The organism is Actinomadura fulvescens (assembly GCF_039533225.1).
Classification (GTDB): Bacteria; Actinomycetota; Actinomycetes; order Streptosporangiales; family Streptosporangiaceae; genus Spirillospora; species Spirillospora fulvescens.
On record NZ_BAAATD010000011.1, the window covers coordinates 271,944 to 295,292 of the forward strand.

21 protein-coding genes are annotated in these 23,349 nt (G+C 71.3%); 11 read left to right on the top strand and 10 right to left on the bottom strand.

Annotation, left to right across the window (positions count from 1 at the left end; translation table 11 throughout):
* The 3 genes from treZ to ABD333_RS34930 all read left to right on the top strand — a co-directional run bounded on the left by treZ (nt 1) and on the right by ABD333_RS34930 (nt 4,059).
* Complete coding sequence (gene treZ, locus ABD333_RS34920) at nt 1-1,770, top strand: malto-oligosyltrehalose trehalohydrolase (RefSeq protein WP_344546823.1); 1,770 nt, start codon at nt 1-3, stop codon at nt 1,768-1,770.
* Between the two features lie 241 nt (nt 1,771-2,011).
* Nucleotides 2,012-2,683 (top strand): response regulator transcription factor, encoded by a 672-nt coding sequence (locus ABD333_RS34925; protein ID WP_151558558.1) that lies wholly within the window; start codon nt 2,012-2,014, stop codon nt 2,681-2,683.
* A 98-nt stretch (nt 2,684-2,781) separates the two neighbouring features.
* Nucleotides 2,782-4,059 (top strand): ATP-binding protein, encoded by a 1,278-nt coding sequence (locus ABD333_RS34930; protein WP_344546824.1) that lies wholly within the window; start codon nt 2,782-2,784, stop codon nt 4,057-4,059.
* Between the two features lie 3 nt (nt 4,060-4,062).
* Here ABD333_RS34930 and ABD333_RS34935 read toward each other — a convergent pair whose 3' ends face one another.
* Nucleotides 4,063-4,650 (bottom strand): GtrA family protein, encoded by a 588-nt coding sequence (locus ABD333_RS34935; RefSeq protein ID WP_344546825.1) that lies wholly within the window; start codon nt 4,648-4,650, stop codon nt 4,063-4,065.
* Nucleotides 4,651-4,856: 206 nt separating this feature from the next.
* Between ABD333_RS34935 and ABD333_RS34940 the strand changes: the two genes are divergently transcribed.
* Nucleotides 4,857-5,996, top strand: coding sequence for a 5-(carboxyamino)imidazole ribonucleotide synthase (locus ABD333_RS34940; RefSeq protein WP_344546826.1), 1,140 nt, complete (start codon nt 4,857-4,859; stop codon nt 5,994-5,996).
* Nucleotides 5,993-6,484, top strand: a complete 492-nt coding sequence (purE, locus tag ABD333_RS34945; protein WP_344546827.1) for a 5-(carboxyamino)imidazole ribonucleotide mutase — start codon at nt 5,993-5,995, stop codon at nt 6,482-6,484. The genes ABD333_RS34940 and purE overlap by 4 nt, the downstream gene beginning before the upstream one ends.
* 409 nt (nt 6,485-6,893) lie before the next feature.
* Here purE and ABD333_RS34950 read toward each other — a convergent pair whose 3' ends face one another.
* Nucleotides 6,894-7,874 carry an adenylate/guanylate cyclase domain-containing protein gene (locus tag ABD333_RS34950; protein ID WP_344546828.1) on the bottom strand — a complete coding sequence of 327 codons (981 nt, stop codon included), beginning with the start codon at nt 7,872-7,874 and terminating at the stop codon, nt 6,894-6,896.
* Between the two features lie 63 nt (nt 7,875-7,937).
* Nucleotides 7,938-8,783, bottom strand: coding sequence for a biotin--[acetyl-CoA-carboxylase] ligase (locus tag ABD333_RS34955; RefSeq protein ID WP_344546829.1), 846 nt, complete (start codon nt 8,781-8,783; stop codon nt 7,938-7,940).
* 299 nt (nt 8,784-9,082) lie between these two features.
* Here ABD333_RS34955 and ABD333_RS34960 point away from each other — a divergent pair, with 299 nt between their 5' ends.
* Nucleotides 9,083-9,862 carry an enoyl-CoA hydratase/isomerase family protein gene (locus ABD333_RS34960; protein ID WP_344546830.1) on the top strand — a complete coding sequence of 260 codons (780 nt, stop codon included), beginning with the start codon at nt 9,083-9,085 and terminating at the stop codon, nt 9,860-9,862.
* 2 nt (nt 9,863-9,864) lie between these two features.
* Here ABD333_RS34960 and ABD333_RS34965 read toward each other — a convergent pair whose 3' ends face one another.
* Entirely contained in the window at nt 9,865-12,462 is a 2,598-nt protein-coding gene (locus ABD333_RS34965; RefSeq protein WP_344546905.1) for a phosphoenolpyruvate carboxylase, read from the bottom strand.
* Nucleotides 12,463-12,595: 133 nt separating this feature from the next.
* Between ABD333_RS34965 and ABD333_RS34970 the strand changes: the two genes are divergently transcribed.
* The 4 genes from ABD333_RS34970 (at nt 12,596) to ABD333_RS34985 (ending at nt 17,032) form a co-directional block, all read left to right on the top strand.
* Nucleotides 12,596-14,188 (top strand): acyl-CoA carboxylase subunit beta, encoded by a 1,593-nt coding sequence (locus ABD333_RS34970; protein WP_344546831.1) that lies wholly within the window; start codon nt 12,596-12,598, stop codon nt 14,186-14,188.
* Nucleotides 14,185-14,451, top strand: a complete 267-nt coding sequence (locus ABD333_RS34975; RefSeq protein ID WP_344546832.1) for an acyl-CoA carboxylase subunit epsilon — start codon at nt 14,185-14,187, stop codon at nt 14,449-14,451. The genes ABD333_RS34970 and ABD333_RS34975 overlap by 4 nt, the downstream gene beginning before the upstream one ends.
* A 177-nt stretch (nt 14,452-14,628) precedes the next feature.
* Nucleotides 14,629-15,678, top strand: coding sequence for an NYN domain-containing protein (locus ABD333_RS34980; RefSeq protein WP_344546833.1), 1,050 nt, complete (start codon nt 14,629-14,631; stop codon nt 15,676-15,678).
* Nucleotides 15,679-15,766: 88 nt separating this feature from the next.
* The gene (locus ABD333_RS34985) at nt 15,767-17,032 is read left to right on the top strand and encodes a YncE family protein (RefSeq protein WP_344546834.1); all 1,266 of its coding nucleotides are present in this window, start codon (nt 15,767-15,769) and stop codon (nt 17,030-17,032) included.
* Nucleotides 17,033-17,146: 114 nt separating this feature from the next.
* On the opposite strand, the gene ABD333_RS34990 is transcribed toward ABD333_RS34985, so the two are convergent.
* Complete coding sequence (locus ABD333_RS34990; RefSeq protein WP_344546835.1) at nt 17,147-17,632, bottom strand: RrF2 family transcriptional regulator; 486 nt, start codon at nt 17,630-17,632, stop codon at nt 17,147-17,149.
* Between the two features lie 64 nt (nt 17,633-17,696).
* Nucleotides 17,697-20,726, bottom strand: coding sequence for an AfsR/SARP family transcriptional regulator (locus tag ABD333_RS34995; protein ID WP_344546836.1), 3,030 nt, complete (start codon nt 20,724-20,726; stop codon nt 17,697-17,699).
* Between the two features lie 315 nt (nt 20,727-21,041).
* Here ABD333_RS34995 and ABD333_RS35000 point away from each other — a divergent pair, with 315 nt between their 5' ends.
* A complete protein-coding gene (locus ABD333_RS35000) occupies nt 21,042-21,857 on the top strand; it encodes a hypothetical protein (RefSeq protein ID WP_344546837.1) in 816 nt (271 codons plus the stop codon).
* Between the two features lie 9 nt (nt 21,858-21,866).
* On the opposite strand, the gene ABD333_RS35005 is transcribed toward ABD333_RS35000, so the two are convergent.
* From ABD333_RS35005 to ABD333_RS35020, 4 genes are read right to left on the bottom strand one after another with little or no spacing between them, the layout of a single operon-like run.
* The gene (locus ABD333_RS35005; RefSeq protein ID WP_344546838.1) at nt 21,867-22,280 is read right to left on the bottom strand and encodes a TadE/TadG family type IV pilus assembly protein; all 414 of its coding nucleotides are present in this window, start codon (nt 22,278-22,280) and stop codon (nt 21,867-21,869) included.
* On the bottom strand, nt 22,277-22,723 hold the full coding sequence (locus ABD333_RS35010; RefSeq protein WP_344546839.1) for a TadE/TadG family type IV pilus assembly protein: 447 nt from the start codon (nt 22,721-22,723) through the stop codon (nt 22,277-22,279). Before ABD333_RS35010 ends, ABD333_RS35005 begins: the two co-directional genes overlap by 4 nt.
* The gene (locus ABD333_RS35015) at nt 22,720-23,109 is read right to left on the bottom strand and encodes a TadE/TadG family type IV pilus assembly protein (protein WP_344546840.1); all 390 of its coding nucleotides are present in this window, start codon (nt 23,107-23,109) and stop codon (nt 22,720-22,722) included. The genes ABD333_RS35010 and ABD333_RS35015 overlap by 4 nt, the downstream gene beginning before the upstream one ends.
* 29 nt (nt 23,110-23,138) lie before the next feature.
* On the bottom strand, nt 23,139-23,345 hold the full coding sequence (locus ABD333_RS35020; RefSeq protein ID WP_344546841.1) for a hypothetical protein: 207 nt from the start codon (nt 23,343-23,345) through the stop codon (nt 23,139-23,141).
* Nucleotides 23,346-23,349: the final 4 nt, after the last annotated feature.

Consider the following 23,349-nt stretch of genomic DNA (forward strand, 5'->3'; position numbering starts at 1 on the left):
ATGACCATGACGTTCGAGGTGTGGGCGCCGGGCGCCGAACGGGTTCGGCTGGCGACGGGCAGCGGTACTGAGCTCGTACGCCATGCGATGCGGCCTGTGCGAGGACGAGCGGGCCGTTGGCAGGCCGAGGTCGCTGACGCCGGTCACGGTACGGACTACGGCTTCGTCTTGGACGACGCTGATGAGGTGCTGCCGGACCCTCGTTCCCTCTGGCAGCCCTACGGGGCGCATGGCGTGAGCCGAGTGTACGAGCACGACCGCTTTCCCTGGACGGACCAGCGGTGGCGGGGCCGGCCGCTGCGGGGCAGCGTTCTGTACGAGTTGCACGTCGGCACGTTCACTCCCGAAGGCACCCTCGACGCGGCCATCGGCAAGCTCGACCACTTGGTGTCCCTCGGCGTGGACGCCGTGGAACTGATGCCGATGGCCTCTTTCCCGGGGACGCAGGGGTGGGGCTACGACGGCGTTCACTTGTGGGCGGTGCATGAGCCGTACGGCGGCCCCGACGCGCTGAAACGCTTCGTCGACGCGGCGCACGGGCGCGGGCTGGCCGTCGTGCTGGACGTCGTCTACAACCACCTCGGGCCCAGCGGCAACCGGCTGGGGAGTTACGGCCCCTACTTCACCGACTTCTACGCCACGCCCTGGGGTGACGCGGTGAACTTCGACCGTGCGGGTGCGGACGAGGTCCGGGCGTTCGTCGTCGAGAACGCGCTCATGTGGCTGCGCGACCACCACATCGACGGGCTGCGCCTCGACGCGGTGCACGCCATCGCCGATGGCCAGGCCGTTCACATCCTGGAGGAGCTGGCGATCGCGGTGGACGGGCTCTCCGCGAGCCTCGGCCGGGAGCTGTTCCTGATCGCCGAATCCGACCTCAACGACCCGCGGCTGGTCAGCGCGCGGGAGGCGGGCGGTCACGGGCTCGACGCGCAGTGGAGCGACGACTTCCACCACGCCCTGCACGCCGCGCTGACCGGCGAGCGCCAGGGCTACTACTCCGACTTCGGGTCGATGGAGACGCTTGCCAAGGCCCTCACGCGGGTGTTCGTTCACGACGGCACCTGGTCGACGTTCCGCGGCCGGCATCACGGGCGGCCCGTGGACGTGCACAGGATTCCCGGCCACCGCTTCCTGGCGTACCTCCAGAACCACGACCAGGTCGGCAACCGGGCGACGGGCGACCGGATCGGCGCCACCGTGCCGCCCGGTCTGCTCAAGGTCGGCGCGGCGCTGGTCCTGACCTCGCCGTTCACCCCGATGCTGTTCATGGGAGAGGAATGGGCGGCCGGCACGCCCTGGTGCTACTTCACCGACCATGTCGAGCCCGAGCTGGGCCGCGCGATCAGTGAGGGCCGGCGGCGGGAGTTCGGCCGGCACGGCTGGGCGGGCGAGGTTCCCGATCCACAGGCTGTGGACACCTACCGGCGATCGATCCTCGACTGGGCCGAACCGGGCAAGCCCCGGCACCGCGAGCTGCTCGAATGGCACCGGTCGCTGATCGCGCTCCGGCGTGCCTCGCCGGAGCTGACGGACCCGCGCCTGAACGAGGTGAACGTCGCCTTCGACGAGGAGGCGCGCTGGCTGGTCGTCCGCCGTGGCCGGCTCACGGTCGCCGCGAACCTCGGCACCGGCGCGGCACGCCCGCCCGTCACCGGCACGCGCGTGGTCCTCGCCTCGGACCCCGGCGTGCACCTCGACCGCTCCGGAGCGGGCGCCGCCGGAGCGGGTCTCACCCTTCCGGGTGCCTCCGTCGCGATCGTCGCCTAGACGGTCCGCTGTCGCGATCATCTCCGTTCCGGGAGTGAGACCCCGGTCTAGATCGTCGTCCAGGCCGTTCCGGGGACCGCGACGAGGGCCGCGCCAGAGGGACTGGTGGGGCAAGAGTGGCGATTATTTCCCATTTCGTTGCGAAACGTATGTGTTCATGGATGTACTACGAGTGGCAAACCGCAGGTCAAGAGCGTGGCGGTAGCCGGGAAACGTTCATGAATGGCCATACGATCGGTCCATGACCTCAGTACTGCTCGCCGAGGACGACACGTCCATCTCCGAGCCTCTCGCCCGTGCGCTCCGGCGAGAGGGCTACACCGTCGAAGTGAGCCCGGACGGGCCGCAGGCCCTGGAGCGTGCGCTCGGCGGTGGCGTGGACCTGATCGTCCTCGATCTTGGACTGCCCGAGCTCGACGGGCTCGAGGTGGCACGCCGGGTCCGTTCGGAGGGCCACGGAGTGCCCATCCTCATCCTGACCGCCCGTGCCGACGAGGTCGACACGGTCGTCGGTCTGGACGCCGGCGCCGACGACTACGTCACCAAGCCGTTCCGGCTGGCCGAACTGCTCGCCCGGGTCCGGGCCCTGCTGCGCCGCGGCAGCACCGAGACCCCGATCGTCCAGGGGGTGCGGATCGACGCCGAGTCGCGCCGGGCCTGGATGGGCGACCAGGAGCTCCAGCTGACCACCAAGGAGTTCGACCTGCTGCGGGTGCTGGTCCGGGACGCCGGGAAGGTGGTGACCCGCGAACAGATCATGCGTGAGGTGTGGGACACCAACTGGTGGGGCTCGACCAAGACCCTCGACATGCACATTTCCTGGCTGCGCCGCAAGCTCGGCGACGACGCCGGCAGCCCGCGCTACATCACCACCGTGCGGGGTGTCGGGTTCCGTTTCGAGCGAGGCGACTAGCTTCCCGTCCTGATCACGCAGTCCTGCACCGGGCCGCCGCCGTACGCGGCGCGGGTGCAGGGCTGCACGGTCATGGCTTCACCCCGTTAAGGAGCCAGATGAGGCGTCGGCTGCTCTTCTCGACGCTCGCGGTGGCGGTCGTCGCGATCCTCCTGCTCGGCATACCTCTCGCGTACGCGACGCACAAGCTGATCTACGAGGAGGCCCAGCAGTCGCTGGAACGTGAGGCGTCCTCGATCGTCGGCGGCGTGCTGTTCAGCCTGGAGTCCGGGCAGAACATCACCAGCGAGAAGATCGCGCAGGAGTACCACGGCCGCTACATCGTGATCACCATGCCGGGCAACAAGGTGATCACCGCGGGCGCCCGGCCACCGGACGGCGCGGGCCTGCTGACCGACTCGCGGACCCAGTCGGGCGTGCACGTCCAGGTCTCCCAGGAGGCGTCGGAGGTGCAGGACGAGGCGCTGCGGCAGCTGCTGCTCATCGGCGGCCTCGCCGCGCTCGGCATGGCCGTGACGGTCGGTCTGGCCATGTTCCAGGCCCGCAAGCTGACCGTTCCGCTCACCGATCTGGCCGAGACCGCCGACCGGCTCGGCTCGGGCAACGCCCGGCCACGACGGCGGCGGTACGGGATTCCCGAGGTCGACCGGGTGGCCGAGGTGCTCGACCGCAGCGCGGTCCGGATCGCCGACCTGCTGGCCGCCAGCCGCGAGTTCGCCTCCGACGCCAGCCACCAGCTGCGCACGCCGCTGACCGCGCTGTCCATGCGGCTGGAAGAGATGATCGAGGCGGCCGAGTATCCCGACGTGGTCCGCGAGGAGGGCGCCGCGGCCGTCGCCCAGACCGAACGCCTCGTCGCCGTCGTGGAACAGCTCCTGGCCCGGGCCCGGCACGACCGCACCGGCGCCGCCGCGGCCCTGCCCATCGACGACATCATCGCCCAGCAGGTCGAGGAGTGGCAGCCGATCTTCCGCCGCGACGGCCGGGAGCTGCGCGTCACCGGCGACCGGAGCCTGATCGGCATGACCAACCCCGAGGGGCTCTCCCAGATCATCGCCACCCTCCTGGACAACTCGCTGGTCCACGGCGGCGGCACCGTCACGATCAACACCAAGCCGGGCGTCGGCTCGGTCATGGTGGAGGTCGGCGACGAGGGCCCGGGCATCCCGCCCGAGCTGGAGCACCGGATCTTCGAACGCAGCGTCAGCAGCGGCCGGGGCACGGGCCTCGGGCTCTATCTGGCCCGTTCGCTCGCGATCGTGGACGGCGGCAGGCTGGAGCTGATGTCGCCGAGGCCCGCAGTCTTCGGCGTCTTCCTGCGCCAGCCCGCCGAGGCCCAGCTGGCCGAGCAGCGGGTGGTCGTCGGCCCCACCTGAGCGTCAGTGGCTCTGGGTGTACTCCGCGACGCCCTCGGACCGGTGGGCGTCGATCGGGCGGCCGAGCGGCGACAGCGAGTGCCCGTTGACCGGCTGGTGACCGGGCGCCGGGGCCGCCTCGGGGAGCCCGGAGGCAGGGTCGACCTGCGGCGAGGTGACGGGCAGGAACACCCACTTCTTGTACGACCAGAAGCGGAACAGCGTGGCCACGCCGGTCCCGATGATCAGCGCGGCGTTGTAGGCGATCGCGCCGGTCTGGTCCAGGACGTAGTGGGTGAAGCCGATGAACAGCTGGGTGATCACCAGTCCGACGCCGTTCAGCGCGAAGAACAGCACGTACTCGCGGCCGAGGCCGGTGCGGTCACGGTGCCGGAAGGTCCAGAAGCGGTTGGCCACGTAGGCGAACGTGGTGGCGACCACCGTGGCGATGGCGTTCGACGACAGCGGGCCCATGCCGAGGCCGGAGTCTGCGTGCAGGACGTTGCTGAGCCCGATCGTGATGACGAACGCGACCGCGCCGACGCTGCCGAACTTCATGAGCTCGTGCACAATGTGCGCGAAACGGCGATAGAGGTTGGCGACGAGGCTCACGAAGGGGAGTCCTTCCGGGCTGCGGCTATTGCACGGTGGCTGCGAAGGCACAACGAGAATAGACGTATGGTGCCCCCGGGACGCCAGAACATGAACGTTTCACACTACCTGGGCGATTCCCTGCCCAGAGTTCAGACGGCCACACCCAGTCCGACGCTTGAGACGCCACGTTCGTTCACTCTTTGGCGGCCGATAACCTTTCCATCGTGAGAGATCCAGCTCAGGGCCCCGTCGTGGGGATGGCCGGGGGCGGGCAGCTGGCCCGGATGACCCAGCAGGCGGCGATCGGGCTCGGCGTCAACCTGCGGGTGCTCGCCGGTTCGCCCGGCGAGTCGGCCGCGAGGGTCTGCGCCGACACCCGGATCGGCGATGATCGTTCTCTGGACGACCTCGCCGCGTTCGCCAAGGGATGTGACGTCGTCACGTTCGACCACGAACACGTGCCCGGGGACCACATCCAGGCCCTGGAGGCCGCCGGAATCCCCTGCCGGCCCGGGGCCGGCGCCCTCCTGCACGCCCAGGACAAGCTGATCATGCGCGACCGGCTGAGCGCACTCGGGGCGCCCTGCCCGCGGTACGGGGACGTGGCGGACATCGAGGCGTTCGCCCGCGAGACCGGCTGGCCGGTGGTGCTGAAGGCCACCCGGGGCGGCTACGACGGCAAGGGCGTCTGGGTGCTCGACGGACCGGACGACGATCTCGTGCAAGACCTCCTCGCACGCGGTCTGAGCCTGATGGTCGAGGAGCACGTCCCGTTCCGCCGCGAGCTGGCGGCCCTGGTCGCCCGTTCACCGCACGGCCAGGGCGCCGCGTACCCCGTCGTCGAGACCGTCCAGGAGAACGGGATCTGCGTCGAGGTGATCGCCCCCGCGCCCGGCCTGGACGACGAGCTCGCCGCGCAGGCCCAGCGGCTCGCCCTGGAGATCGCCGAGAGACTGGACGTGACCGGCCTGCTGGCGGTCGAGCTGTTCGAGACCGACCGTGGCCTCCTGGTGAACGAACTGGCCATGCGTCCGCACAACTCCGGCCACTGGACGATCGAGGGTTCGCGCACCTCCCAGTTCGAGCAGCACCTGCGGGCCGTCCTGGACCTGCCGCTCGGCGACACCAGGCCGACGGCGCCGTACGTCGTGATGGCGAACGTGCTGGGCGGCGACGACCCGGACGTCTACTCCCGCTACATCCACGTCATGGCGCACGATCCGGGCGTCAAGGTCAACCTCTACGGCAAGGAGGCGCGCCCCGGCCGCAAGATCGGCCATGTCACCGCGCTCGGTGATGATCTCGCCGACGTCCGTGCCCGGGCCCGCCACGCCGCCGACTACCTTCGCTGGGGGCCGAGATGACACTGGTCGGTGTGGTGATGGGCAGCGACTCCGACTGGCCGGTCATGAAGGCCGCCGCCGAGGCGCTGGACGAGTTCGGCGTGCCCTACGAGGCCGACGTCGTCTCCGCGCACCGCATGCCGCACGACATGATGCGGTACGGCACGGACGCGGCCGACCGGGGTTTGCGCGTGATCATCGCCGGGGCGGGCGGCGCCGCCCACCTGCCCGGCATGCTGGCCTCGGTGACCCCGCTGCCCGTCATCGGCGTTCCCGTGCCGCTGAAGTACCTGGACGGCATGGATTCGCTGCTGTCGATCGTCCAGATGCCCGCCGGAGTCCCGGTGGCGACCGTCGCCGTCGGAGCCGCCCGCAACGCGGGCCTCCTGGCCGTCCGCATCCTGGCCGCCTCCGACGAAGCCCTCCAGACGAAGATGAAGGCCTTCCAGCAAGACCTGTACGCCCAAGCCAAAGCCAAAGGCACCCGCCTCCGCGAAACCCTCCAGTAACCGCCGCCGCAGGTCAACGCCCGCCTCAACGTGTCCTCTGGCCCGTCTGAGTCCATCGCTTTCGGGCCCTAGCGGCCTAGCGGCCTCCCGCGCCCCGGCGCTCTCGCCCGGGGCGCTTTTCTCTGCCGGACGTGGTCCACGAAACGAGATTCCACTTCCCCGCGCCTACCTGGGCGTTTGACATCCCAGGCCCGCGTGGGGAGCGACATCGGCCTTCCCCAACAAGCCCAGCCCGGCGTACGGGTGGGGGGCTTGTCTCTCTCGTCTCCCGCCCGACAACCGCAACCCCGCGCGCGAACGCGTTGGCTGAGCTGGAACGAGCCGCAGGCGAAGTTTCACGCGAAGATCGCGAAGCGATGCCGCGTTCGCCCCGGGCACGGTTTGGCCCATGAGCCGCCAGGCGAGGCGGTCAAGGCCGGGACCGGCGAAGAACAAAAGGCTGGATGATGCCCAGGCCGCGGACGGGGCGGCGGACTATGCGGGTGATCTCGAAGGCGGGGTCGTCGGCCAGTTCGGTGGCGAGGGCGTCGTCGATCACGACCGAGCCGGGGCGGGCCAGCGAGGTGAGGCGGGCGGCGAGGTTGACCGTGGTGCCGAAGACGTCGCCCATCAGCGGGAGGACGGGGCCGTAGGCCACGCCCACGCGGACGTCGGGGACCTCGGTCTCGTCCTTGATCGCCTCGGCGATGGTGAGGGCGATCTCGCCGCCTAGGCGGGGGGAGTCGGCGCTGAAGAGCACCTCGTCCCCGAGGGTCTTGACCAGGCGGCCGCCGCTCGCGGCGACGATGTCGGCGGCGGTCTCCTCGAAGCGTTCGACGACGCGGGCGAGCTCCAGTTCTTCCAGTTCGCGGCTCATCTGGGTGAACGAGACCATGTCCGCGAAGCCGACCGTGGTCTGCAGGCGGGAGGCGCCGTCCTGGGTGGCGACCGCCGCCATGGCGCGGGTGCCCGCGGCGGCCAGCTGGCGGCGCCAGGCGTGCACGACGAGCGGTTCGAAGTCGTCGATGTGCTTCTCGGCGATCTCGACGATCATCTTGACCGCCTCGTTGGTGGGGGGTTCCTCGTTGCCCATCATGCTGCTGAGGAGGTTGACCTGCCATTCGGCGAGCCGGGTCATGGTCTGGCCGAACGCCCGGACCAGCCGGATCACGCCCTCCTCGTCCAGCACCCCGTCGTCCATGAGGCGCTTGATGCGGGTCAGCGCGGCGACGTCGCCCTCGGTGTAGGCGATGGCCTCGTCCGGCATGGAGGGGTAGCCGAAGGCCCGCCAGAGGCGGCCGGAGAACTCCTTCGTCACACCCGACAGGCGGACGGCGTCGACCCGGGTGTAGCGCAGCTCGCCGCCGAGCAGAAGCTCCTCGATCTCCTTCGGGTCCGGCATCTCAGCCATCTCCCGCACCTCCTCCCCCGCGACATATCGTGGCAGACTCGGCACCGCCGAGGCGATCAGACCTCAGCGGACATGCACCACATCCCCGGCGCTCACCGCGCGGTCGCCGACGACCAGGCGGCCCGCGTGGTCCACGTCGCCGGCCACGCCGCTCAGCGTCTCGGCACCGGGCAGGTCCACGCGGACCGTCCGGCCCAGGGTGACGCAGAGTTCCTTGTAGGCCGTACGCAGCCCGCTCTTCTCGGGATCACCGTCCAGCTCCGTCCATTCGCGGTACCAGCCCTCGAACCGCCGCAGGATCGCGCGCAGCAGGGTCGCCCGGTCGGCGAGGGGGGCGCCCTCGATCGCCAGGGAGGTGGCGGTGGGCACGGGGAGCTCGTCCTCGCGCAGGCTCACGTTGAGGCCGACGCCCACGATCACTGCGTCGTCCACCCGCTCGGCCAGGATCCCGGCGAGCTTGCGTTCGCCGACGAGCAGGTCGTTGGGCCATTTGAGCCGTACGTCCACGGCGACGTCGCCGTGTGCCTCGCCGAACTCCCCGGCCTCCACGCGGGCGGTCATCCGCTGTACGGCCGAGGCCGCCGACACGCCGGTCAGCAGCGGGATCCAGCCCAGGCGGTCGACCGGCACCGCGGGCCGCAACAAGATCGAGAACATCAGGCCGGAACGGGCGGGCGCCGCCCAGCGGCGGCCCTGGCGGCCGCGGCCCGCCGTCTGGAGCTCGGTGGCCAGCACCGTGCCCTCCGGGGCGCCCTCGCGCGCCGCCACCGCGAGGTCGGCGTTGGTGGAGCCGGTCTCGGCGACCACGCGGACGTCCCGCCAGAGCCCGCCGTCCCGGACGAGCGCGCGTCGCAGCGCCGTCTCGTGCAGCGGCGGCCGACCAAGATCACCATATGCGGACTCGCTCACCCGTCCCATCCAACCCCACTGCCGTCCGATGGCAATCCCCCACCCCGCCCGCGATCACTGGCGCCGAGGGTGTGTTTCATAGGTCGCGTCCGTAGCGAGCGGCGTCCAGGTGCGTGCATCGCAAGGCGGAGGAGGGAGTCAGCCCGGGTTTGGCTGTCGACCGCTTGTCCGGGGTCCCCGCCGAAACGCGGAGCTCTGCGGAGCGTTTTGGTGGGGTGGGGCGACAACGCGGCGAGGCGCGTGCCTGGGCGTCGCGCAGTAGGACAGGGGCCTATGAAACGCGCCCTAGAGTGGCGGACGTGGATGGAGTGACGCTACGGCGCGACGAACTGAACGAACACGTCGCTGAGATCGTGCTGGACCGGCCGGAGGCGCTGAACGCGCTGTCGACGGCGATGGCGCGGCGCCTCGCCGCCGTGTGCGCCGAGGTCGCCGCCGAACGTTCGGTGCGGGCGGTGGTGCTGAGCGCGGCGGGTGAGAAGGCCTTCTGCGTCGGTGCCGACCTCAAGGAACGCAACGCCATGACCGACGAGGAGATCATGGCGCAGCGCCCGGTCTTCCGGGCCGCGTTCGGCGCGGTGCTGGACCTGCCGCAGCCGGTCGTCGCCGCGGTGCACGGCTACGCGCTCGGTGGCGGGTGCGAGTTCGCGCTGTCGTGCGACCTGATCGTGGCCGACGAGACCGCGGTGTTCGGGTTGCCGGAGGTCGGCGTGGGTCTGGTGCCGGGCGGCGGCGGAACGCAGCTCGCGCTGCGGCGGCTCGGGCCCGGCCGGGCGGCCGATCTGGTGCTGACCGGCCGCCGGCTGGGCATCGAGGAGGCGCAGGCGTACGGGCTGGTCGACCGGCGGGTTCCGGCCGGGACGGCGGGCGACGCGGCACGGACGCTGGCCGCGTTGATCGCGCGCAACTCCCCGACCGCGGTACGGGCGGCCAAGCGGGCCATGCGCCTCGGCGCGGGCAAGGACCTGCCCTCGGCGCTGGACGTGGAGGAGAACGCCTGGCGCACGGTCGCGTTCTCGCCCGACCGCCGTGAGGGCATCGCCGCGTTCAACGAGAAGCGCACGCCCGACTGGCCCTGACCTCAGCCGGTGTTCTGGAGGCCTGCCGCCACGCCGTTCACCGACAGCAGCAGGAGCTCCTCCAGGTGGCCGCGTTCGGCCTCGTCGGTGACGCCGTCGCGGAGCGCGGACAGGGCGCGCAGCTGCAGGTGCGAGAGCGCGTCCACGTACGGGTTGCGCAGCTCGACCGCCCGCGACAGGACCTTGCGGTTCTCCAGCAGGCGCTGATGGCCGGTGACCGCGAGGACGAGGGATCGTGTGCGGTCGTATTCGGCGAGGACGGCCTCGGCCATCTCGGGCCGCCCGCCGAGCGCGAGATAGCGTTCGGCGATGGCGCGGTCGGACTTGGCCAGGCTCATCTCGGCGTTGTCGAGCAGGGTGGCGAACAGCGGCCACGCGTCGTACGCCTCCTGGAGCTCGCCCAGGTCGGCGCCGTCGCCCGAGACGGCCGCGAGCCCGCTGCCCAGGCCGTACCAGCCGGGCAGGTTGACGCGCGTCTGCGTCCAGGCGAACACCCACGGGATGGCCCGCAGGTCCTCCAGGCCGCGGGCGGCCTTGCGCCGGGACGGGCGGGAGCCGATGCGCAGCTCCGCGATCTCCTCCAGGGGGCTGACGCGGGCGAACCACTCCGCGAACCCCTCGGTCTCGATCAGCTCGCGGAACGCGGCGCGGGCCGCGTCGCTGATCTTGTCGGCGAGCGGCCGGAACCGAGCCGCGGCCTCGCGGGCACGGTCCTGCACGGCGTCGGTGGACGCCATCAGGATGGCGTTGGTGACCTGTTCGACATGGCGGCGGGCGATCTGCGGGTGGCCGTACCGGGCGAAGATGACCTCACCCTGTTCGGTGACCTTGAACCGGCCCGCGACCGAGCCCGGCGCCTGCGCCAGGATCGCGCGGTTGGCGGGGCCTCCGCCGCGGCCGAGTGAGCCGCCGCGGCCGTGGAACATGGTCAGCTTGACGTCGTTGCGGGCCGCCCACGCGGTCAGCGCCTCCTGGGTGTCGTAGAGCCGCAGGGTGGCGCTGGTCGGACCGAGCTGCTTGGCCGAGTCGGAGTAGCCGAGCATGACCTCCATGCGCCGTCCGGTGCCGGCCAGCCGCCGCTGGACGGCGGGGATCGCCAGCATGCCTTCGAGCACGGCGGGCGCGCGCTCCAGGTCCTCGCCGGTCTCGAACAGCGGGATCACGTCGAGCACGGGCGCGTGGTCGGCGCCGAGCGAGGCGGCCAGCTCGTGGACGTTGGCGATGTCCTGCTCGGAACGGGTGAACGAGACGACGTAGCGGCTGCACGCCCGGACCCCGAAGCGCCGCTGGATCCAGGCCACCACGCGCAGGGTGTCGAGGATCTCCTCGGTCATCTCGCTGCGCTCACCGCCACCGCGCAGCTCGGCGAGGGCCTTCTCGTGCAGCTCGCTATGCTGGCGGATCTCCAGCTCGGCCAGGTGGAACCCGAACGTCTCGACCTGCCAGATCAGGTCCTGAAGCTTGCCGTACGCCTGGCGGTCGGCCCCGGCCTCGACCAGCGAGTCCTGAACGAGGCGCAGGTCGGCGAGCAGGTCGTCGGGCGAGCCGTAGGCCAGGTCGGCGTCGCGCTCGCGCGTCGCCGCGATCCGGTCCGCCGCGTACAGCAGGAACTGGCGGTGCGGCTCCTCCGGGGAACGCTTGGCGATCTCGCGGATGCGTCCCGGCTGGCCGGTCCGCGCCGCCGCGAGCGCGTTGCGGAGCGCGGCCGAGGGCGGCGTGGTGCCCTCGTGGACGGTCAGCTCGCGGCCGATGCGGGTACAGGCGTGCTCCAGGCCGAGCAGCACGTGGTCCGCCTGGATCATGACGGCCTCACGCGTGACCTGGGCGGTCACATACGGATTGCCGTCGCGGTCACCGCCGATCCAGCTGCCGAAGCGGAGATAGGGGCGGACGCGAGGCGGGCGCGCCCCGGCCCTTTCCGGGTCCAGTGCGGCGTCCAGCGACCGGTAGATCCGCGGCACCACCCGGAAGATCGTCTCGTCGAACGCGGCCATCGCGGTACGGACCTCGTCGAGCGGGTCCATCTGGGCGTGGCGGCGCAGCGCCGTGCGCCAGAGGAGGTCGATCTCCTCGCGCAGCCGCCGTTCCAGCTCGTCGCTCTCGCCCGCGCCGGGCTCGGCGTTCAGCCGGGTCAGCAGGTCACTGATGCGCTGGATCGCGGTCACGACGGCGCGGCGGCGTGCCTCGGTCGGGTGCGCGGTGAAGACCGGCCGGAACTCCAGCCCCTCGATCACCTCCGCGAGCCGGTCGCCGCCCGCCGCGCGGATCTCCTCGACGGCTGCCTCCACCGAGCTGCGCACCGGCTCGGCGTCGCGGGTGTCGCGTTCGCGCAGCGTGCGGACGCGGTGGTGCTCCTCGGCCAGGTTGGTGAGGTGGAAGTACACGGTGAACGCCCGCGCGACCTGTTCGGCACGTTCCAGCGACCAGCCGTCGACCAGCGCCGCCACGTCCTCGATGCCGGTCTCGCCGCGGCGGGCCGCGATCACGGCGTGGCGCAGCCGTTCGACGTCGTCGAGCAGTTCCCTGCCGCCGTACTCGACCAGGCTGTCGCCGAGCATGGCGCCCAGCAGCCGGACATCGCGGCGGAGCGGTTCGGGCATGTCCTGCCGGAGGGTGTCGCGCGTGTTCGTAGCCACGGAAACCAGCCTAGTGAGGCACGGAACCGGCACCCGACACCGCGTCCGTACGACCCGGTAGCGAGGCCCCGGTCAGCGTGCGGTTACCCTGACCCCCATGGCGATGGAAGCCCCTGAACCCGCCGTGGACATCGACATCCACACCACGGCCGGAAAGATCGCGGATCTGGAACGGCGCCGGTACGAGGCCGTGCACGCGGGCTCCGCGCGCGCGGTGGAGAAGCAGCACGCCAAGGGCAAGATGACCGCCCGGGAACGGATCGACGCGCTGCTCGACCCAGGCTCGTTCGTCGAATTCGACGAGCTGGCCCGGCACCGCTCGACCAACTTCGGCATGGAGAAGAACCGCCCCTACGGCGACGGCGTGGTGACCGGCTACGGCACCGTCGACGGCCGGCCGGTGGCGATCTTCAGCCAGGACTTCACGGTCTCGGGCGGGTCGCTCGGCGAGGTCTTCGGCGAGAAGATCTGCAAGGTCATGGACCACGCCCTCAAGACCGGCTGCCCGGTGATCGGGATCAACGACTCCGGTGGCGCGCGGATCCAGGAGGGCGTGGTGGCCCTCGGCCTCTACGCGGAGATCTTCAAGCGCAACGTGCACGCGTCCGGCGTGATCCCGCAGATCTCCCTCGTCATGGGACCGTGCGCGGGCGGCGCGGTGTACTCCCCCGCGATCACCGACTTCATCGTCATGGTCGACCAGACCTCGCACATGTTCATCACCGGGCCGGACGTGATCAAGACGGTCACCGGCGAAGAGGTGACGATGGAGGAGCTGGGCGGCGCGCACTCGCACAACTCCAAGTCGGGGGTGGCGCACTACCAGGGCTCCGACGAGGACGACGCGATCGAGTACGTCAAGGCGCTCCTGTCGTACCTGCCGTCCAACAACCTCGGCGACGCGCCGGTGTTCGACACGGCGGCGGACGACGGCGAGGCCGGCGACGGGCTCGACCTCCTCATCCCCGACTCGCCCAACCAGCCGTACGACATGCACACCGCCATCGAGCACGTGCTCGACGACGGCGAGTTCCTGGAGGTTCAGGAGCAGTTCGCGCCCAACATCATCGTCGGCTTCGGCCGGGTGGAGGGCCGCTCGGTCGGCGTGGTCGCCAACCAGCCGATGCAGTTCGCCGGCACGCTGGACATCGACGCCTCCGAGAAGGCGGCGCGCTTCGTGCGCACCTGCGACGCGTTCAACATCCCGGTGCTGACGTTCGTGGACGTGCCCGGCTTCCTGCCCGGCACCGACCAGGAGTGGAACGGGATCATCCGGCGCGGCGCCAAGCTCCTGTACGCCTACGCCGAGGCGACCGTGCCGCTCGTCACGGTGATCACGCGCAAGGCGTACGGCGGCGCGTACGACGTCATGGGCTCCAAGCACCTCGGCGCCGACATCAACCTGGCCTGGCCGACCGCGCAGATCGCCGTCATGGGCGCGCAGGGCGCGGTCAACATCCTCTACCGGCGCGAGCTGGCCGCGGCCGACGACGCCGACGCGCGCCGCGCCGAGCTGATCACCGAGTACGAGGACAGGCTGGCCAATCCCTACGTCGCGGCCGAGCGCGGTTACGTCGACGCGGTGATCAAGCCGTCCGAGACGCGCGGCCAGGTCATCAAGGCCCTGCGCGCGCTGCGCGACAAGCGCAAGAGCCTGCCGCCCAAAAAGCATGGGAACATACCACTGTGAGCACCGCCGGAGAGGACTCGACGCGCGCCCCGTTCCTGCGGGTCGTCCGGGGCGAGCCGACTGCCGAGGAGATCGCGGCGCTCGTGGCCGTGCTCACCGCCCGGGCGCGGACCGCCGCCGCCGCGCGGGCCCGGGCCGAGGAGCACGCCGCCGCCCGGCCCTCGCGCTGGGCCGACCATTCCCGGCGGCTGCGCGGACCGGCGGCCGAGGGGCTCCGGCAACGCGGCGCGGGCGCGTGGCGGGCGAGCGCCTTCCCGCGCTGACCGGACGTGACGGGCGCGCCTTCCCGCGCTGACCGGACGCGGCGAACGGGCAGCGCCTTCGCACGCTGACGGGTCGTCCCGCGCAGGTGTGCCGTGACGGCGAGCGGAAATCATCCAAGGACATGTAACCGTGGTTCGCGCCCTCGGAAGGCCTCTGCACGAATAAGGTGAAAGGCCATGGCCACCTCGGAGTTCGTCCCACAGCCCGCTCGATACGCCGTCTTCGTCGATGCGGGGTACCTCTACGCGGCCTCCGGTGCGCTGCTGCTGAGCTGTAGCTCCAGACGCGAATACCGGGTGGCCGCGGAAAAGCTGATCAAGGCGTTGACCACCCATGCCGACGATCAGTTGGTGGGCGAACTGCTGCGGGTCTACTGGTTCGACGCGGCGCCCAAGCGGCAGCCGACGGTCGACCAGCGAGTGATCGCCAATCTGCCGCTGGTGAAGCTCCGGCTGGGCAATCTCAACGCGCAGGGCCAGCAGAAGGGCGTGGACGCGCAGTTGCGCGCCGACCTTGAGGCCCTGGCGCGGCATCGTGCGATCACCGATGCGGTGCTGCTGGCCGGCGACGAGGACATGCTCCCCGCGGTGGAGGCCGCGCAGCGCTACGGCGTGCGCGTGCACCTGTGGGGAGTGGAGCCGACGCACGGCTCCAACCAGGCCGAGTGGCTGGTCTGGGAGTCCGACACCGTCGAGGTCCTGCCGGCCGACTTCCTGCGCCCGTACTTCACCAAGGCCAAGGTCCTGCCCGTTCCCACCTCCGCCGCGGCGGCCGCCGTACGCGACGCCGCCGCCGTCGCGCAGGAAGGCGCCCGCACGGCTCCGGTGCCGTCGCCGTCCCAGGTGTTCGCGGGCCGCGCCCCGGCGGTCAAGCCCGTGCCCGCCGCGGCCCTGAAGAACGCGGTGCCCCACGCCGGCCACCATGTGATCCCGGCCGCCACGACGTCCACGACCGACGGCAAGCTCGGGCCCGACCGCGACCACATGCTGGAGATCGGCGAGCATGTCGCCCAGAAGTGGATCTTCGAGCGGGGCCGGGACAACATCCGGGACCTGCTCCCCGGCCCGATCCTGCCGCCCGTCATCGACAAGGAACTGCTGATCGAGGCGGAGAAGGAGCTGGGCAGCTCGCTGCGGCCCTACCAGGAGGCCCGGACCTGGCTGCGGGACGGCTTCTGGGAGCGCGTCTACCGCGAGTTCGGCATCGGGATCGGCAAGTCCGACTGATCCCGCTACGCCACACCGTGCACCCCGCCTCAGAACTTTTTGTGACGAGTTCGACACGCCGCGTCGCGGAACCGATACAGTCCCGGCCGTGAGTGGGGGAACCGCCATGGCCGGACACGACACCGGACGCCGCGCCCGGCACCGCACGGCCACCGTGACCATGGTCGGCATGGCGGTCGTCGTGGCGCCGGTCGCCGCCGCCTGCGAGTCGCCGGCGCCGTTCTATCCGCCGGGCGCCGGCTCGCCCGACGCCCCGGTGATCGGGCTGGGCGGGCCCGCTCCGTACATCCGGAGCCCGTCGCCCGCGCCCGACGCGACGCGCAGGACGAGGTTCAGGTCACCGGCCGGGGAGGGTGCGCCCGCGGCCGGCGTCTACGCGGCCACCGCCCCCGGCCGGCTCGAACCGGCCGTCCGGCGGTTGCCGGCACGGCTCTTCGTGCCGAACGGGCGCACCGGCACGATCGACGTCGTCGACCTGCGCAGCCTCAAGGTCATCGGACGCCTGCCCGTCGGCGGCACGCCGCGCCGGATCGTGGCGTCCTGGGACCTGCGCCGCCTGTGGGTCATCGACGGCCACGACGGCACGCTCGTGCCGATGAGCCCGCGAAGCGGCCGTCGTGGCCGTCCGGTCAAGGTCGGCGGCCAGGGCGTCCGCCTCTACTTCACCCCTGACGGCGGCGAGGCGCTCGTGCTGACGGGACGGCCGGGGCGGATCGAGCTGCGCGATCCCCTCACCATGCGGTCGCGCGGCCGGATGCGGTTGCCCTGCGACGGCGCCGAGCACGCCGACTTCTCGGTCACGGGCACGTTCATGGTGGCCAGCTGCACCCCGTCCGGGCGCCTGGTCCGCGTCGACCCCGCGCTCCGCGAGGTCACCGGCACGCTGGAGCTGCCGCGTGGTTCGGCTCCCGGTTCGGTACGGCTCGCGCCGGACGGCCGTTCCTTCTACGTGGCGGACTCCGCCAAGGGCGGGGTCTGGGTGATCGACGCTCTGGCGTTCACGGTGCGGAGGTTCATGCCGACCCGGCCGGGCGCGTACGGGCTCACGTTCAGCCGCGACGCGCGACGGCTATTCGTCCTCGGCACCGGGACGTTGTCCGCCATCGACCTCGCCGCCCGGCGGGTCGCCGCCCACTGGCGGTTGCCGGGAGGCGGTTCGCCGGAGCCGGGCGGGATCTCCTCCGACGGCACCGCGTTGTGGCTGTGCGAGCCGCGAACGGGCGTGGTGTACGCGATGTCCACGCGTACGGGACGGCTCGTCCACACCGCGAGGGTCGGCGGCGTGCCGCAGGGCATGATCGTCTATCCGCAGCCGGGCCGCCATTCGCTGGGAGGCACGAGCATCTACCGCTGACCTCTCCAGAACGTGCGGAGGCCCGTCCCCGGGGGTGGGGCGGGCCTCCGTGCCACACCGGGACAATGTCTAGAAATCACTCGTCGGCAGTCCCCGGTCGCATGGCCGGAAGGCTCAGGTCCGCAGGTTGGCGAACCAGTTACGGGTGTCGCCGGGCACGTGCGGGAACCTGCCCTCCACCGTCGCCTTGAGGTCGGCGATCGTCTGCCCCGCCAGCTCCGCACGCCAGGCGAGCTCCGCACGGCGCATGGACTGGGAGATCACGCACGTCGCCCGGTAGTCGGCGTCCTCGCGCCCTCCCGGACCCTGCCGCAGGATCTCCTCGCAGCGGAACGCCTCCTCCGGGCCTTCGATCGCGGTCACCACGTCCATCACCGTGATGTCCTCGGGCTTGCGCGCGAGCCGGAACCCGCCGCGCGGCCCGGACGTGGACGTGAGGATGCCGGCGCGCGCGAGCGCCTGCAGCTGCTTGTTGAGGTAGGCCGCAGGCAGCTGGTAGAACGCCGCCAGCTTGGCCGCCGTCACAGCCTGCCCGTCGTCCACCCAGGTCAGGTTGAGGCAACTGTGGAGCGCCCACTCGACGCCCTCGTTCATCCGCATAACCTGGACATTACACATCCAGGATGACGGCTCGCAAGCTCGCCCGCCTCGCACGGACGTCGGGTCAGCGGGCGGAGACCTGGTGCCACTGCGGGAGGAGCTCCTCCATCAGGGCCTCGGTCTCCGGCTGAAGCTGGTCGAGGAGAGGGTCGCGGGCCACGCGGTAGCGCAACTCGTCGACGACCACCTGGACCTGGGCCTCGTCGCCGGTGGCATGGGTGGCACGGAGCAGATCGCGCCAGAGGCCCTCGTCCTCGGGAGCCAGGCGGAGTCCCGCACGGGCCGCGCCGACGGCGCCCCGGGCGTCGCCCTCTTCGAGGCGGAGGACGACCAGGCGATGGGCGACGTCGATGACGCGGGCGCTCGCCTCGTACTCCAGATCGTCGGACGCCAGCCAGCCGTAGCGGCCCCGGGGCCGGTCGGCGAGTACCGGGCCGCGGACCAGGTCGAGGGCGTAGGACATGTAGGCGGTCTCCGAGGACGGCTCGGCCGCGGAACGCCAGACCAGCCAGCGGAAGACCGCCCAGTCGACCCGGACCTCGGAGCCGAGGCGGATGCGGCCCCGGTCGTCGTAGTAGAGGTTGGGGCGGCCGCGCGCGTCGCGGCCCAGCCAGTCGGAGACGCGGGCGACGCAGGCGTCACGGACGCCGGTGGTCACGCCGCGAGGCCAGATCGCGCCGCTGAGGACCGTGGGATGCACGCCCCCGGGATGGGTCGCCAGGTAGACCAGGACCTCGGTGCACAGGGCACGGCGGCTCTCGTCCATCGGGCCCGGGGCGTCGACCTCGATCGGGCCGAGGAGGCGGATGTCGACCGAGGACTGGCGGGTGCCGGGCGGTTCGGCGCCCGCGATGTCGGACGGGTCGGCCAGCGGCACCGAGTCGAGGCGCCTGGCGGTGCGGAAGAGCTCGAACACGCCCCGGTAGTGCTCCTCGGGGATCAGCTGCGCGTCCACCTGGAAGCCGAGGACCCCGGCCTGGAGCCGCGCGTCGGCATCGACCTCCCAGGTCCAGGTCGCGCCCTGCACCTCGCCGGGGACGATGTAGCCGGCGGCCATCCGGGTACCGGTACGGGCGAGCGCCACCAGGCGGTCGGCCTCCCGTTCGGTGGGCTGGTCCGCCATGATCAGGTAGTGCGGCATCCACGCCTCGCCGAACACCCCGCGGCACCGGCCCGTGAGCACCGAGTCGACACCGGAGGCGGCTAGCGCCTGCCGCACCTCCTCGCTGCGGCCTTCGAGCTCGGGCAGGGCCTGGTCGAGGGACGCGACGGTCCGGACGCGGTCGGGCGCGATGTCGGCGAGCCCCTCGCCCAGCTCGGCGCCGAAGCCGACGAGGGTGATGCGCATGTGGTCCGACCAGCGGTTGGTCGCCAGCTCCAGCGCGAGGGCGGCGAGCACGGCACGGCGGGTCTCCACGGGTCCCTGCAGGGCGATCAGCCCGTGCGCGGCCTCCAGGTCGACCAGGATGCGGCCGTTCTCGTTGGTGCCGATCGAGACGAGGCCGGGGTACGGGGCGAGGACGTCGCCTAGCTCGGCGGCCCGCAGGCCGGTCGTGGCGTCACCGCGCAGCCGCCACACCTGCCCGTCGTCGTAGGCCTCCCACGGCGCGGGCGGGTTGCGGTCGGCCGGGGCGATCCACAGGTCGAGGCTCTCCTTGCCCAGATGCACCCCGTACACCGTCGGCATGGCGCGGCCCTGACCGCCTCCCTCGGCGGCCATCGCCCTGGACAGCTGCCGCAGGCCGAGGTCGAGCAGCTCGACGGCCGCGGGGTCGGCGCCGACGCGCAGGGCCTGCTCGGCCTTCGCGGCCCGGCCCTCCGGTCGTGCGATCATCTGCCCGAACGCGCGGTGCCACAGCTGCGTGCGGCGCCGCCTGCCGAGCGCGCTGAGCAGCCCGGCGGCGAGGAGCGAGGCCGCCGCCAGCCCATGCGGCCATTCGAGGTCGAACGGGAGCGGCGCCTGGTCTTCCTGGTGCTGCCCGGGCACGGTGGCGCCGCCGGTGCCCGCGCCGCCGCCGAGCTCTTCAGTGGGACGAGGCGCCGGGACGTGCGGGGCGGGCCTCTCCGGTGCCGGTGCCTGGGAGGCGGGCGGCTCGGGCGCCCGGGTCGCCGGCGGCGGAGTCGCGGGGGCCTCGGTGGCGGGCGGCTGCGTCGCGGCGGGCGGCTGCGCCGGAGGCTGCGCGGGAGCGGGCTGCGCAGGCGCCGGACGCTCGGGCGCGGGCTGCTGGGGCGCGGGTTCGGGCGGGCCCGCGTGGCCCGTCCGGAAGTAGTCGTCGAGGTCCTTCACGGGAATGACCTGGGCGCCCGTCGCGTCAGCGGGCATCTCCAGGATCCAGCCGGGGCGGATGAGGCTGGCGATGTTGAGCTTCGACCCGTCCGGCTGCACCCGGCCCTTGTTGAGCGCGAAGATCTCCTTGTAGCGGCGGCCCTCCCCCAGGCACTTGTCGGCGATCTCCCACAGGCTCTCGTGATGCCGCCCCTCCGGCGGCTGCACCCGGTAGATCTTGGTCGTCGGCGACTTGGCCATCGGCTGCACGACCGGCTCGGCGGCCTGTTCGGGGGCGGCGGGCGGCGCGACTTCGGTCGCCGTCATCGGGCGGAACTCCTGCGCCTCTGCCTGCGTCTGTACGGGCCGTTGCGCGTGCAGCTCCCGGCCACTGAACGCGGGCATGATCGCCGATGTCGCCGTGAAGAGCAGCAGCGCCGCGACCACGAGCCGGTGAACGAGCGACTGCGTGCCGCCTGCCAGCGGTACCCGAGCGGGCACGCCCACGCCCCGGATGCCCGCGTACACCTCGACGAGCACGCACAGCGCGAGCTGCAGCCACGCCAGCCAGACCAGCGCGACCAGCACGGTGACGAGCGAGCCCGGCCCGATCTGCTGGGTCAGGTCGGACGCCGTCGGCACCCGGCCCGGAACCGGCGGCTCGAAGAACGTCAGCAACGCCCACGGCACACCGCCGACGAGCGCGAGCAACGCCGTGATCGCGCCGACCCCGGCGGCGATGTCCCCGAAACCGCGACGTCCCCGGACCCGCACCGGTGGCCTGGGCCCCCGCCCGGTGCCCGAACTGCCGGGCTGTCGTGTCAGCATCGCACCCCTTGCTCGCCCGTCCGGTACTGCTCACCGGTCCGTGCCTGCGCAGACGTCGCCAATGTCATCGTAGACAGCCAGCTCCAACGCGCAATGCCGAACCGGTAACTATCTCGCGTCATCAACCGAGCACGTTACGCACCATCGGCCTCATCCTTGACACCGGATCCGCACACCTGGAAATCTCCCTGTCGAGCACCACCAAGACCCCGCGCTCGCACGTTCCCGACGACTTACGGAAGAGACGTGATGGCGAACGCGATTGCTCGATCTCCGCGACGAAGCAAGGCGATCATTTTGGGGTGCACCTGCCTCATGACGACCGCCCTTCTCTCACCCACGCCGGTGACAGCCGACACCCTGACCTCACAGAGTGCTCCAGGCTGCTGCGAGGCACTGCCCATGGTGGCCTTCGCGACTCCTGAGGTATCCGTTCTCGGTTACCGGGGTCTGCTCAAGAAATCCGTTCCGCAGGGCTGGGCCGGGACTGACCGGACACCGACCTTCTACATTCCCCGCAACAAGAAGATGCGGCTGGTCGGCGTCCTTGGCGTTCCGCCATTGACCAAGCGCAGCAGAGGACGGTATCGCTTCGAACTTGAGTGCCTGGCGCCCAATTACCGGAAGGCCACGGCGTGGACCTGGGTCAATGTGCCGGGCAGCCCGCACAAGAGCCCGGCGTCGCCCATCGTTCCCGCAAGGAACGTCTACGGGAGCTTGAACAGCGGCAACTGCACCAACGGATTCGTCTGGTTCCAATACGACAAGGGCGACGCTCGTTACAGGCTGACCAGTGTGTTCAACCTCAAGCCGGCGAGGAAGCGCTCCGTTCCGCGTCAGATCACGGTCTGGAAATGGGTGACCAGCGGACAGGCCGCCACGGTGCGCCGCACCGGCAAGTACCCCATGCCGAAGGGCACCTATGTGGGCCAGTACTTCTTCACCAACCTGGCCTACGCCAACAAGGTCCGGGGGCATTTCCGCGGACACCGGCTGGTACGCGGCACCCTTCGTTCGTCCGATCTGCTCTTCTTCTACACCGAGAACAAGCGGACCGACACAGGGATCGTCGGCGGGTTCTTCCGCAAGCAACTGGCTCAGCCCAGGAGAACGTTCAAGGTCGTCAGGTAGCACCGGCCGTCACGGCTCATCGCCTGTGATCGGCTGAGCGGACGCGGTCGAGCTCATGGTGAACGCGCCGAAGCCTGGCACGATGCTGAGGAACTGGGGGTTGACCGTGAGCTCGACGGTCACCTCCACCTCCTCCTCGGTGGCGCCGCACGAACGTCCGGTGATGTTGTCGTCGTAGTCGCTCAGCAGCGCGCACGCCGCGACCTCGGCCCGGCCGGGATCGATCACCGGCTTGCCCGTCTCCCGCAGCTTCGCCTCGTTGATCTGGTTGGCCCCGGCGCGGGCGGCCTGCTCGGCCATGTCGGCGGCGCGCTGCCGGGCGTGGATCGCCAGGCCGCCGTCGACGAGCAGGCCCGCGAGGAGCAGAACGGTGGGCGTGAACAACACCACGTACAGCGAGACCGTGCCGCGGTCGTCGGTCATCGTGGGTCACCGCCGTTGCCCGTGCCTCGATAGGTGTAGGTGTCGATGGGCGCGACGGACGTGCCGCTCAGTCTCTTCGTGCCGGGAAAGCCGATGAACGCGAGGTCGCCGAGGTCGACGTCGCAGACCACGGTGACCGAGACCTTGCCTCCGGGCCCCCAGTCACCCGTGTCGACGGTGACGTTCGGCCCTCCAGAGCACCACTTGTTGCCGCGGAGGTTGAGCGCGGCGGTCTCCTGCGCCAGATTCTCGGCGGCGCCCGCGCTCCGCGCCACCGAGGCCGCCCGGACGGCGTCCCGTGCGGCGCCGTCCACCTGGCTCTTCGCGTCGACCATCCGCCCCGCTCCGGCGAGCAGCAGGAGGAACGCGACGAACAGCGGCGTCACCAGGACCATCTCCAGCGACATCGAGCCGCGGTCCCGGTTCCGGTCCTGGCCGTTCATCCGCCCGCACCCTGACAGGCGACGCTGCCCTCGACATCCGGGCGGAAACACTCGATCGGACCTTGCGATCGTTGCGACACGCGGAAGGTCATGAACGGGATGACCCGTACGGCATAGCCGCTGACCTCGATGCCTCGTTCGTCCGCCCCCTCCAGCGGCGTCACCTGGCGGCCGCTGAGCAGCTGCGATCCGATCTTGTCGACATCACCGGCGGCCTTGGCGACCGCCGAGCCCTCCCAGTCCGCCCCCACCGGCTGCGTGCGCGCGACACGCGCGCCTGCCTGTGCGGCGGCGAGGGCGACATGGCGTGCGTGAAAGACCATCGCGAACTGGACCACGATCAGCAGGACGAGGATGAGGACCGGAGTGAGCAGCGCCCACTCCATCGCGGACGCGCCCCGGTCCCCGCTCGCGCTCAGCCGGTGTTGATGCTCCTGGCCTTCTTCTCGATCGTCTGGAAGATGATGGCGCCGATCGCGATCGCGATGCCGGCGAGGAGGGCGGTGATGATCGCCCATTCGATCGCGGAGGCGCCCCGGTCCGTTTCGGCGCGCGCCTTCTCCACCCTGGCGCCCAGCAGGGCACGCAGATAGGCGATGGTCGGGTCGTTCAGGGGATTCACTGTT

Bases quoted from the DNA above. Each gene is read 5' to 3' on its own strand.
- treZ (WP_344546823.1), top strand. From the start codon at position 1: ATGACCATGACGTTCGAGGTGTGGGCGCCGGGCGCCGAACGGGTTCGG.
- ABD333_RS34925 (WP_151558558.1), top strand. From the start codon at position 2,012: ATGACCTCAGTACTGCTCGCCGAGGACGACACGTCCATCTCCGAGCCT.
- ABD333_RS34930 (WP_344546824.1), top strand. From the start codon at position 2,782: ATGAGGCGTCGGCTGCTCTTCTCGACGCTCGCGGTGGCGGTCGTCGCG.
- purE (WP_344546827.1), top strand. From the start codon at position 5,993: ATGACACTGGTCGGTGTGGTGATGGGCAGCGACTCCGACTGGCCGGTC.
- ABD333_RS34950 (WP_344546828.1), bottom strand. From the start codon at position 7,874: ATGGCTGAGATGCCGGACCCGAAGGAGATCGAGGAGCTTCTGCTCGGC.
- ABD333_RS34965 (WP_344546905.1), bottom strand. From the start codon at position 12,462: ATGCCCGAACCGCTCCGCCGCGATGTCCGGCTGCTGGGCGCCATGCTC.
- ABD333_RS34970 (WP_344546831.1), top strand. From the start codon at position 12,596: ATGGCGATGGAAGCCCCTGAACCCGCCGTGGACATCGACATCCACACC.
- ABD333_RS34980 (WP_344546833.1), top strand. From the start codon at position 14,629: ATGGCCACCTCGGAGTTCGTCCCACAGCCCGCTCGATACGCCGTCTTC.
- ABD333_RS34990 (WP_344546835.1), bottom strand. From the start codon at position 17,632: ATGCGGATGAACGAGGGCGTCGAGTGGGCGCTCCACAGTTGCCTCAAC.
- ABD333_RS34995 (WP_344546836.1), bottom strand. From the start codon at position 20,726: ATGCTGACACGACAGCCCGGCAGTTCGGGCACCGGGCGGGGGCCCAGG.
- ABD333_RS35000 (WP_344546837.1), top strand. From the start codon at position 21,042: ATGACGACCGCCCTTCTCTCACCCACGCCGGTGACAGCCGACACCCTG.
- ABD333_RS35005 (WP_344546838.1), bottom strand. From the start codon at position 22,280: ATGACCGACGACCGCGGCACGGTCTCGCTGTACGTGGTGTTGTTCACG.
- ABD333_RS35010 (WP_344546839.1), bottom strand. From the start codon at position 22,723: ATGAACGGCCAGGACCGGAACCGGGACCGCGGCTCGATGTCGCTGGAG.
- ABD333_RS35015 (WP_344546840.1), bottom strand. From the start codon at position 23,109: ATGGAGTGGGCGCTGCTCACTCCGGTCCTCATCCTCGTCCTGCTGATC.